At 60.1% G+C, this 11,693-nt stretch carries 7 protein-coding genes; 3 read left to right on the top strand and 4 right to left on the bottom strand.

All coding sequences use genetic code 11. The features are described from left to right. Positions 1–121 precede the first annotated feature (121 nt). Entirely contained in the window at positions 122–2,326 is a 2,205-nt protein-coding gene (locus SB764_RS23455) for a TonB-dependent receptor (RefSeq protein WP_410865072.1), read from the bottom strand. A gap of 729 nt (positions 2,327–3,055) precedes the next feature. Here SB764_RS23455 and SB764_RS23450 point away from each other — a divergent pair. Further along, entirely contained in the window at positions 3,056–4,192 is a 1,137-nt protein-coding gene (locus tag SB764_RS23450) for a porin (RefSeq protein WP_065058457.1), read from the top strand. Positions 4,193–4,343: 151 nt separating this feature from the next. Here SB764_RS23450 and adhE read toward each other — a convergent pair whose 3' ends face one another. The 3 genes from adhE to SB764_RS23435 all read right to left on the bottom strand — a co-directional run bounded on the left by adhE (position 4,344) and on the right by SB764_RS23435 (position 8,824). Further along, positions 4,344–6,992, bottom strand: coding sequence for a bifunctional acetaldehyde-CoA/alcohol dehydrogenase (gene adhE, locus SB764_RS23445; RefSeq protein WP_065058455.1), 2,649 nt, complete (start codon positions 6,990–6,992; stop codon positions 4,344–4,346). 102 nt (positions 6,993–7,094) lie between these two features. Continuing rightward, positions 7,095–7,562, bottom strand: a complete 468-nt coding sequence (locus tag SB764_RS23440; RefSeq protein WP_065058454.1) for an SCP2 domain-containing protein — start codon at positions 7,560–7,562, stop codon at positions 7,095–7,097. 161 nt (positions 7,563–7,723) lie between these two features. Further along, positions 7,724–8,824, bottom strand: a complete 1,101-nt coding sequence (locus tag SB764_RS23435; protein ID WP_074983628.1) for a porin — start codon at positions 8,822–8,824, stop codon at positions 7,724–7,726. Between the two features lie 569 nt (positions 8,825–9,393). On the opposite strand from SB764_RS23435, the gene SB764_RS23430 reads away from it, so the two are divergent. Both SB764_RS23430 and SB764_RS23425 read left to right on the top strand, forming a co-directional pair. Continuing rightward, positions 9,394–10,908: a UbiD family decarboxylase gene (locus tag SB764_RS23430; protein ID WP_110327401.1), complete on the top strand. Its 1,515-nt coding sequence runs from the start codon at positions 9,394–9,396 to the stop codon at positions 10,906–10,908. Positions 10,909–11,053: 145 nt separating this feature from the next. Continuing rightward, positions 11,054–11,491, top strand: coding sequence for a hypothetical protein (locus SB764_RS23425; RefSeq protein ID WP_110327402.1), 438 nt, complete (start codon positions 11,054–11,056; stop codon positions 11,489–11,491). The last annotated feature ends 202 nt before the right edge of the window (positions 11,492–11,693 follow it).

Raw genomic sequence — 11,693 nt, 5'->3', positions numbered from 1 at the left:
GCGCGAACTCAGCCGCTGGGCCGGACGCGCTTCGGAATGCCTGAAATTATCCGGACCGCGCATGGCGTTGGGCGCGCGCATGCCGCATAGCAGCTATGCGCGGCATGCGCGATGGCTCCCTTTAGAAGTCCGTCGTCACCGAGAACCACGCCGTGCGCGGCTCGGCCTGCGTCAAATATCCGCCGAGCGCCGACGACCAGTACGAGCGATTGGCGAGATTCGTCACCATCACGTTGAAGCTCGTGTCGTGCTTGAGGATCTGCGTCTTGTAGCGCGCGCCCACGTCGAAACGCGTCCACGACGGGATCTTCTGCGTGTTCGCCGTGTCGAGATACTGCGAGCTGGTCCAGATCGCGCGGCCCATCAGCGTGAGACCCGGCAGTTGCGGCACGTCGTATTCGAGGTTCGCGTTGAAGGTCCAGGCCGGCACGCCGATCGGACGGTTGCCGTTCTCCGAGGCGTCGCCCGTGTCCATCAGTTTGGCGTCGATATACGACACGCCGCCGATCACGCGCAGGCCCTTGAGCGGCTCGCCGTACATCGAGAACTCCGCGCCGCGGTGGCGCTGAATGCCGTCCGCCGCGTAGATGTTGGTCACGCTGTTCGTGTACGCGACCTGCTGCTTGATCTGGTAGATCGCGAATGCCGCGCCGTAGTGATTCGCGTCGTACTTGACGCCCGCTTCGTATTGTTTGGCGCGGAACGGGGCGAGCACCTGGCCGACGTTGGCAGTGCCGCTCGGCGCCGTGCCGCCTTCGACGAGGCTTTCCGCGCGGTTCGCGTAGATCGACAGATTCGGCTGAAGCTTGTAGACGAGGCCGAGAATCGGCGTGGTCGCGGAATCGTTGTACGCCGAGTCCTGCGTTTCCGAACCGTATTCATAGCCGTTTTCGACGATGTTCTGACGACGCGCGCCAACCGTGAACAGCAGGCGGTCGTGGAAGAAGCCGAGCGTGTCCGACACGACGAAGCTGCGCATCAGCGTCGCGCTCGTCAGGCCCGGATCGGAGAAGTCGCCCGCGCCATACGTGGTGCCCGGGATCGCAACCGTCGCCGTGTTGTAGAGGCTCGTCGACCACGGGAGGCCGTAGCTCCAGTTATAAGCGCCGTACTCCGCGATGCGTTCGATCTGCCAGCCCGCATTGACCTGGTTCGAAACCGGGCCGAGATTGAACTTGCCGCGCACACCCGTCTGCGCCGAGATCGCGTTTTCCTTGAACAGCGTGTTCATCCGATACGCCGTCGTCGAGCCCGCATCGTAGGTGGGCGTCTCGTACTGCCCCAGTTCGGTCGTATGACGCGAGCCGATGCCCGCGTAAGCGGTCCAGTTCGGCGCGATGTCGTATTCGCCGCGCAGCATGCCGACCGTGTCTTCCTGCTTCGAATACGTCCACGGCTGCGCGTAGTTGTAGCTCGCCGACGGCGTGGACGGCATGTCGTCGCCCGTCACGAACACGCCCGGACGGCCGCCCGTGATGTTGTTCTTCTGATAGAGGAAGTCGGCGTAGAGACGCAGCTTGTCGCCGCGATAATCGAGCGAAATCGCGGTTTGCTGCGAGTGGCTGTCCTGGTTCTGCACGGCCGTGCTGCCGCCCACCACGGTCTGGTTCACGCGAATGCCGAACTGGTCGTTGTCGCCGAAGCGGCGGCCCACGTCCACGTGCGTGCCGAGTTCGCCCGACGCGCTGCCCTCCACCGTCACGCGCGTGACGGGCTTATCGTCCGCGACTTTGGTCTGCACGTTGATCGTGCCGCCCACGCCCGAGCCGCCCGGCGCCGCGCCGTTCACGAACGCGCTCGCGCCCTTGAAGATATCGACGCGCTCGATCGCGCCGGTGTCGACCATCTGGCGCGGCGTGAGGCCGTAGAAGCCGTCGAGGCCCACGTCGTCCGAATAGACCTGGAAGCCGCGGATGATATAGGTCTCGGAGAAGTTGCCGTAGCCGAGCGCGGTGCGCACGGCCGGATCGTTGGCGACGACGTCGGCGACCGTTTGCGCCTGCTGATCCTGAATCAGCTTCGACGTGTAGCTCGTGACCGAAAACGGCACGTCGAGCATCTTCTGCTTGCCGAGCACGCCGATCGACGCGCCGCTCGCGACCTGCCCGCCCGCATACGCCGGCGCAAGGTCGCCGGGCAGCGCGGCGCGAGCCGCTTTCACACTCACGGCGGGCAACACCGACGACTTCGCACTGTCCGTGGTGGCGCTATCGCTCGTGGCATCGGCGGCATACGCGTGGACGGACAGGCTGGCGAGCGCGAAAGCCGCAGCGGCGAGCGGAGCCAGGCGAAACGCCTGCACGGGTGAGTGTGTGGTTCGGTTCATGAATGTTTGAGTTTCCGCAGCGTAATCAACCAATAGCGGGTCGTTTGACCCAAGGTGCATCAAAGGCCGCGATCATAGCTGCAAATGAGAATGATTCTCCTTACTAACTGTCAGATTGGAAGGTTGCGGTAACGACGAGTAAGAATTGAACTCGCGCGGCCATCGCGCGCCCGAATGCGTGCGCTTGTGTCAGCCTTGCGCGACAAGCCTCCGCGCAGATCGGCATGCCGCAATGCCGGTAAACAACCGTAAAAATTGGTGGTGAAGCGCTGTGTCGCAGACTGTTGCGCCGTAGTCACACTGCGCGCTTGCGTGTGGCTTTCATGTCACTCGTCGAATCGCACCCAACGACGCGAATCGAGGCTGAAAATTTCTGCGGAAGTCGCCCCGTAAATGTCGATTGGCACATTACGTTTCGGAATAGCGTGCATTTCATTGCGCTATTCGACTTTCGCAATAATTCGTAATCTCGATTAACGAATATTTCAGAAAATTCGTGAAAATCGCGTTCCACAGCGTGCTCGAAGCGCGTCGACAACGAGCAAATACATCGTTTTTTACGACATATTTCGATAAAACATACCGGTCACGTAATAAACGGGAATAACAAAGAACAATCGGTGATTCGAATCGTGGCGTGCAGACCACAAGCGTAAAAAACAATTTTGGATATCGCGTTATGCTCCGCGCTCGCTCTCATCGAGCAAATAACAATTCCATGGAGTAACGATGAAAAAGACTACCCTTTCCGCTCTCGCAGTCGCTGCCGCCGGTTTCGCCAGCGTCGCCCACGCACAGAGCACCGTCACGCTGTACGGTTTGATCGACGCAGGCATCGCCTATAGCAGCAACTCGGGCGGCGCGCATGAATTCGCAGCCACCAGCGGCGCGCTGAACGGCAGCCGTTTCGGCCTGAAGGGTCAGGAAGACCTCGGCGGCGGCCTGAAGGCGATCTTCGTCCTCGAAAACGGTTTCAGCGTCATGAGCGGCGCGCTCAAGCAAAACAGCCGCATGTTCGGCCGCCAGGCATTCGTCGGTCTGTCGAGCAACCAGTACGGTTCGCTCACGCTCGGCCGCCAGTATGACAGCGTGGTCGACTATCTCGCCCCGCTCGCGCTCAACGGCACGCAATACGGCGGCACGATCGCCTCGCACCCGTACGACAACGACAACCTGAACAACTCGTTCCGTATCAGCAATTCGGTCAAGTTCCAGAGCGTCGATTACAACGGCTTCAAGTTCGGCGCCCTCTATGGCTTCTCGAACGAAGCTGACGGCTTCGCCGACAACCGCGCATACAGCGTCGGCGCATCGTACGCATTCGGCGGCCTGAAGTTCGGCGCCGGCTACCTGCAGGTCAACGGCTCGGGTTCGAGCAACACGAGCGGCGCGGTCAGCACCGACGCCACCTTCACGGCAGGCCGTCAACGCACCTACGGCGCAGGCGTGAACTACGCGTTCGGCGCAGCGAACGTCGGTTTCGTCTTCACGCAGACGCAACTGAGCAACGCCACGCTGATCGGCTCGTCGAACTCGGGCACGTCGTCGGGCATCGGCCTCGATGGCAGCGCGCGCTTCACGAACTATGAAATCAACGCGCGTTACAACCTGACGCCGGCCCTGTCGTTCTCGGGCGCGTACACGTACACGGATGCAAGCCTGAAGGGCGTCGATCCGAAGTACCACCAGATCACGCTGCAGTCGGATTACGCGCTCTCGAAGCGCACCGACGTGTACGCCGAAGCTGCGTACCAGCACGTGGGCAGCACGGGCGATTCGGGCATCGGCGCGGATATCGTCGGTTTCTCGGCGTCGTCGTCGAGCTCGCAGGTCGTCGGCACGGTCGGCATCCGCCACCGCTTCTGATCGGTCTTGATCGCACCATGAGAGTCGCCCTGCGCGAACGATCGCATCGTTCGGCGCGGGGCTTGTCGAGCGTGTTGCACAGCGCGTGACGCCGAGTGACCCGCGCGAATCGACGACCCGGTTGCCCGATGGGCGACCGGGTTTTTTACGTTTACAGTCCGTCTATGGCAACGGTGACTTCGGGTTCAGCCACGTCGCCGACGCGTTCGACATAAGGCCGCCCATAGTAGCTGTCGAGCAGTAGCTGGCGGATTTCGGCAATCAACGGATAGCGCGGATTCGCGCCCGTGCATTGATCGTCAAACGCATTTTCCGCGAGCGCGTCGAGACACGCGTGGAATCGCGCTTCGGGCACACCCGCCGCCTGAATCGACGCCGGGATGTTGAGCCATTGCTTGAGTTCCTCGATCCACGCCACCAGCGCCTCGACCTTCTCGTCCACTGAAACACCGCCGAGCGAAAGCGCGTCGGCAATCTCCGCGTAACGGCAGCGCGCAACGGGCCGGTCGTACTGGCTGAAGGCCGCCTGTTTCGACGGGACATCGTTCGCGTTGTAGCGAATCACGTTCGCGATCAGCAACGCATTCGCGAGGCCGTGCGCAAGACCGAATTCCGCGCCGAGTTTGTGCGCCATCGAGTGACACACGCCGAGGAAAGCATTCGCAAAGGCGATACCCGCAAGCGTCGCGCCGTTGTGAACCTGCTCGCGAGCAACCGGATCGCCCGCGCCGCGCGCGTATGCGGACGGCAAATACACCTTCAACAATTTGAGCGCCTGCAACGCCTGCGCGTTCGAATACTCGTTTGCCATCACGGAGACATACGCTTCGAGCGCATGCGTGACCGCATCGATGCCGCCGTAAGCCGTGAGATCGCGCGGCATGTGCATGACGAGATCCGCATCGACGATAGCGATATTCGGCGTGAGTTCGTAATCGGCAATCGGATATTTGAGTCCGGTCTTCTCGTCGGTCACGACGGCGAACGGCGTGACTTCGGAACCCGTGCCCGAGGTGGTGGGAATGGCGACGAGCTCCGCTTTCACGCCCAGACGCGGGAAACGATGAATACGCTTGCGAATATCCATGAAACGTTGCGCCAGTTCCTCGAAGCGAATTTCAGGGTGCTCATACATGACCCACATGATCTTGGCCGCGTCCATGGCGCTGCCGCCGCCGAACGCAACGATCACATCGGGCTTGAACGCGCGCAGTGCAACCGCGCCGCGACGCACCATGTCGAGCGTCGGGTCCGCCTCGACGTCGCTGAACACCGAGACCTCCAGCCCCTGCGATTTGAGCGTTCGAATCAATTCGCCCGCATAGCCTTGCGTGAAAAGAAAGCGATCGGTCACGATCGTCGCGCGCGTTTTGTCACGCAGATCTTCTAGCGCGAACGGCAAACAGCCACGGCGGAAATAAATACTTTTCGGCAACTTATGCCACAGCATATTCTCCGCCCGTTTCGCGACGATCTTCCGGTTGATCAGATGTTGCGGACCGACGTTTTCCGAAACGGAATTGCCGCCCCACGAACCGCAGCCGAGCGTGAGCGACGGCGCGAGCCTGAAGTTATAGAGGTCGCCGATGCCGCCGTGCGACGAAGGCGTATTCACCAGCACGCGCGAGGTCTTCAAACGCTTGCCGAACAGCGCGACACGATCCCGCTGATTGTCCTGATCCGTATACAGCACCGACGTGTGACCGATGCCGCCCAGCTCGACGAGCGCTTCGGCGATTTCCACTGCGTGAGCGAAGTCGCGCGCGCGATACATGGCGAGCGTAGGCGACAACTTCTCGTGCGCAAACGGTTCGTCTTCGCCGTATGAGGTGACTTCCGCAATCAGGATCTTCGTATTCTCGGGCACGTTCACACCCGCGATATCCGCGATGGTCACCGCCGATTGCCCGACAATATCGCCGTTGAGGCGGCCGCCGACGATCAGGAAGGTGCCCACTGCGCCCGCTTCTTCCGGCGACAGCACATACGCGCCCGACTTTGCGAAGCGCTCGCGTACCGCGTCATAGATTTCATCCACGACGATCACCGATTGCTCCGACGCGCATACCACGCCGTTGTCGAATGTCTTCGACATCAGGATCGAGGCGACGGCGCGCTTGATGTCACTGGTTTCGTCGATGACGGCCGGCGTATTGCCCGCGCCCACGCCAATGGCCGGTTTGCCCGACGAATACGCGGCCTTCACCATGCCTGGGCCGCCCGTCGCGAGAATCAGATTGATGTCGTCGTGCGTCATCAGGTGATCGGACAATTCGGCGCTCGGCGCATCGATCCAGCCGATGATATCGGCGGGTGCGCCTGCCGCCACCGCGCCTGCGAGCACGATGCGCGCGGCTTCGCAGGTCGAGCGGCGCGCACGCGGATGCGGGCTGAAAATAATGCCGTTGCGCGTCTTCAGTGCGATCAGCGCCTTGAAGATCGCGGTGGAGGTGGGATTGGTGGTCGGCACGATCGCGCAAACGAGCCCGACCGGCTCCGCAATCGTCATCGTGCCCGCGCTTTCATCGACGGCAATCACGTCGCAGGTCTTTTCGTCTCGCCACGCGTTGTAAATGTACTCCGACGCGAAGTGATTCTTGATGACCTTGTCTTCGAGCACGCCCATTCCCGTCTCTTCCACCGCCATGCGTGCAAGGGAAATGCGAGCTTCGGACGCGGCGAGCGCAGCGCTGCGAAAGATTTCATCGACTTTCTTCTGCGGGAACGTGGCGAATATTTCCTGCGCTTTTTTCACGCGCGCAATCAGGGAGTCGAGCTCCGTCCTGCTGGCGACGAACATAGACAATCCTCACAAATGATGCAACACGGCCCGGCTGGCCGTGCTTCTGCAAATCTTCAACTGGCGATCTCGGCGAAAACGATCGCGGGGAACACGTTGGCGCTAGGCGCCGAGATTGCGAGGCATATTGGTGCGCCACAATTGCATGACGGTCTCCAGCGAGGTGGTACCGAAATCCATGTCCGAAAACATTTCCTTGACGGCGAATCCAATGTCGAGATCGCCTTCGAGTACGATCCGCCGGCTATAAAACAGCGTGTCGAACGGCGTCTCGCCGCCGATTACCGCGCGGAAATCTTCGAACGTCGCGCTCATTTTCAAGTCCACTTCGCGCGGCTCCGGGAGCGCTTCGAATACGCCATCGCATACCGCGAAATCGAAACGCACGCCAATGTCGGCAACCTGCGCCTGCAGCGCACGACCTTCGAGTAACTTGAGCGTTTTCGCAGGAATATCGTGTCGCAAGGTTTTGTTCAGCACGTTGACGAGCGCCTCGGAGCCGGGAAGCGTCGGCATGCACGACAACATGCCGCCGAGCGCGACCGAAATGCGATAAAGATAGTCATTCATACGGCGAGCCTTTCTGGATATCGATCATGTCTGGACCTCGTGCTGCGAGTGCTTGATTCGCCGTTTCGTCGCCCGTTGCCGCATGGTGTTTTTTTATCCACGCGGCGACGGGCGCATTTCCGGAACATGAATCACGCCGGAAATTCACGTGGCTGGCACGTTTAAAAACGATGACGAATACCGATACGTGCGACCGTCTGAACGTTGCTGCTCGAGGCGTCTTCGGTGGTGTTCTGTCCGCTCAATTGCGCTTGCGCGCCCTTGTTCGCAATCTGATAAAGCGCCATGGCGTACACGCTCGTGTTCTTCGAGAGCGAGTATTCGGCGATGCCCGAAAGCTGGTTCGCGTGGTTGTTATCGACGGTCTGATTGCCCTTCATATACATGTACGAAGCGCCCATCTTGAACGCGCTCGTGAAGTGGTATTCAGCACCCGCGGTGACTTCCCAGACAGAGCCGCCGTTCTCCGAGTTATGCACGGTCGTGAACAGCGCATTGGTGCGCCAGTTACCGAAGTCGTAATGCGCGCCCGCGCCCCAGCGACGCACGCTGATCTGCGGCGAGCCTGCCGTGTACGTCTTGATGTTCGTATAAGCCGCGTCCGCACCGAACGAGGCCGCCTTGTAGCTCAGCGAAAAGCTCTGCGCGTTGCCCGCACCCACCGAACCTGCAACGTTGCCGAATGCGTACATCGCGCCGAAGTTGAATCCGCCGAATCGCGGCGAGACATACTTCACCGAGTTGGTGACCGGCGTGCCGCCGCTCATCATGTCCCAGTCGAACGAACCCGTCGGGTTGCCGGGCAGGTCGAGCTTCTGGAACGGACCGGCGCGGAAGTCGTAGAAGTGGCCGGACAGTTCCGAGGGATCGTCGCCGTTAAAGAACAGCGTGTCCGTCATGAATTCGTACTGATTCCCCACCGTCAACTTGCCGAAACGGTCGTTCTGCAGGCCCACCAGCGACGTGCGAGAAAAGAGACTCTGGTCTGCCGTGAATTCGCCGGTATCGACCGAGAACTGATCCACCAGTTCGAAGATGGCCTTGGTGCCGCCGCCGAGATCCTCGACGCCGCGCAGGCCCAGCAGATCCGGCCCGTTGACGCCATCGTCCATCATGAAGTTGCGTGTGCCGCCCTGGTTGCTGACATAGTTGATGCCGACATCCATTTGGCCCCACAGCGTCACGCTGCTCTGCGCATGCGCGACCGATGCCGTCAGCACCCCTGCCGCGACGAGCGCCGCCGATAATACGATCCTGGTCATTAGTAATCCTGTGTTAGTTCTTCACAACCGTGCGGACTACGCCCGGGTTTCCCCAACCGCGCAACGAGGCGTAACCGCACTACCCACCGACGACTTCGTTCTAGATTTTTCTACCGCCAATCCACTGCGATTGAATCCGGTCAATCGAAAACTCGATGCGTCAATCGATCGACCACCCCACTTTCACTGCGACAAATAATCACGCCATTCAGAATAAATAGCTTATTGCCATCAAAAAATTTTCCGGATATTTCGCTACGCCTGCCGACCCGGCTCAAGTAGCGAACAATCCAGCATGCCACCCGCGTTACGTGCACACGCCGGCTACACACGTGGTTGCGGGAATACTCAACAACTCACGTGAAATTCATCGAGACAAAAATTGGTCTCCACATGAAATTCGAGTGGATTCTGGTTCCTAAATCCATTTTTTTCATTGACCTTAATCATTTCGATAAGCCATATTGTTTCGCTTTAGAAGGCATAACAAAACGGTAATTCACGCTTCATTCTCCGGTGTTTATATTTTTTCCCAGACGCGTTCAGCGTCGAATCCAAGGAGAATTGAATTGGCACACAACGATCACAGCGGTGACACAGAACCGCGCGTGCATGACCTGCGCTCGGCCCTCCAGGTCCTCGGCGACCTCCCGGGCGAACTGGTCCAGACCAGCGTCGAAGTCGATCCGCACGCAGAACTCTCGGGCGTCTATCGGTATGTCGGCGCCGGCGGTACCTGTTCACGCCCCACTCGACGCGGCGGTCCCGCCATGATCTTCAATAAGGTCAAAGGCTTCCCCGACTTCCGTGTCGCTATCGGCCTGCTGGGCTCGCGCAAGCGCGTCGGCAAACTGCTGAACTGCGAGCCGAAAAAACTCGGCTTCCTGCTCAAGGACGCCGTGCTCAATCCGATCCCGCCGGTCACCGTCGGCAAGGAAAAGGCGCAGTGCCAGGAGGTCGTGCACCTCGCCACGGAGCCGGGTTTCGATCTGCGCACGCTGCTGCCCGCGCCAACCAATACCGAGGAAGACGCAGGACCGTACGTCACGATGGGTCTCTGCTACGCGGCCGATCCGGAAACGGGCGAGCACGACGTGACGATTCACCGCCTCTGCGTGCAGAGCAAGGACGAGCTCTCGATGTGGCTCACGCCGGGCCGCCATATCGACGCGTTCCGCCAGAAAGCCGAAGCCGCCGGCAAGCCGCTGCCGATTTCGGTCAGCATCGGTGTCGATCCTGCTATTTACGTGGCAGCGTGTTTCGAACCGCCGACGACGCCGCTCGGTTTCGACGAACTGAACGTGGCCGGCGCGTTGCGTGATAAAGCCGTCGAACTGTCGAACTGTCTGACCGTCAACGCGCGCGCCATCGCCCACGCCGAAATCGTGATCGAAGGCGAATTGCTGCCGATCGTGCGCGTACGCGAAGACCAGAACACCGACACCGGCAAGGCCATGCCGGAATTCCCCGGTTATACCGGCGAAGCGAAGGACGCGATTCCCGTTATCAAGGTGAAGGCCATTACGCATCGTCGTAATCCGATCCTGCAAACGACCGTCGGCCCCGGCGAAGAGCACGTGAACATGGCCGGCATTCCGACCGAGGCCAGCATTCTGCAGATGGTCGAACGCGCCATGCCGGGCAAACTGCTCAACGTCTACGCGCACAACTCGGGCGGCGGCAAACTGCTCGCCGTGATGCAATTCAAGAAGTCGGCGCCCGTGGACGAAGGTCGTCAACGTCAAGCTGCCCTGCTCGCGTTCTCGTCGTTCCCGGAACTCAAGCACGTGATTCTCGTTGACGAAGACGTGGATATCTTCGACACCGACGACGTGTTGTGGGCCATGCAAACGCGTTATCAGGGCGACGTGAGCCACGTGGCCATTCCGGGCGTGCGCTGCCATCCGCTCGATCCGTCACAGATTCCGGAATACAGCCCGAGCATTCTCGAACAGGGCGCATCGTGCAAAACGATTTTCGACTGCACGGTGCCGTTCAAACTCAAGCATCATTTCGAGCGTTCGAAATTCAAGGAAGTCGATGTGCGTCGTTTCCTGCCCGACTTCGTGCCGGACGAAATCTAGACACGCAAGATCAGGCGATTCGGCTGAAAACCGCCTGAAATCGTGCTGAACGGCCTGCCGCCGATGATGAGTTCCAGCATGGAGCGCGTCACCGGCGGCAGAATCGTCAGATGCGATATTCCGCAGATTCAACAGGTTTTTCCCCATGCACGCCTTTCCCGCACGCATCTCCGACTTCATGTCGACGCATCACGTCTTGAGCCTTGCCGTGGTTGACGGCGACACGCCGTGGTCGGCCAGTTGCTTCTACGCATTTGAACCGAACAACGCGAGCGTGCTCGTGATGACCAGCCTGAAAACGCGCCACGGTCACGCGATGCAAAGCCGCCCGATGGTTTCGGCAACGGTTTCCGAACAACCCGAGCGCCTTCGCGATATACGCGGCGTGCAGTTCTCGGCGTTCGCGACGCGGCTTTCCGGTGCGGAGCTCGAAGCCGCAATGGATCGCTATCTGATCCGGCACCCGGTTGCGCGCCTGCGTCCCACCGATTTGTGGCGTCTGTCGATCGAACACATCAAACTCACCGATAACAGCCTGGTTTTCGCGCGCAAAACTGTCTGGCAACGCGACGAATCACATTGATCGCTCCGCTTTGCTGCGCGGTTTCTGGAGTGGATTTCCGCGCTTCATATTTGCCTGCTGCCATTACGGCGATCGCGCCTGAATCGCTATTCTCTTTCTGTCTCCATTGAGTCGATTTACCGCAGCTTATTGCGGTAGAAACCGCTCTGTCTTTTTCTCGAACTGTGCGTGATTCACTTGCTTCGAATCGCTCGCACGTTCG

The sequence above is a fragment of the Paraburkholderia sp. SIMBA_027 genome, assembly GCF_046535315.1.
In the GTDB taxonomy this organism is placed as follows: domain Bacteria; phylum Pseudomonadota; class Gammaproteobacteria; order Burkholderiales; family Burkholderiaceae; genus Paraburkholderia; species Paraburkholderia tropica.
Note: the sequence above shows the minus strand (reverse complement) of the source record. Positions and strands in the feature narration are given on the sequence as shown.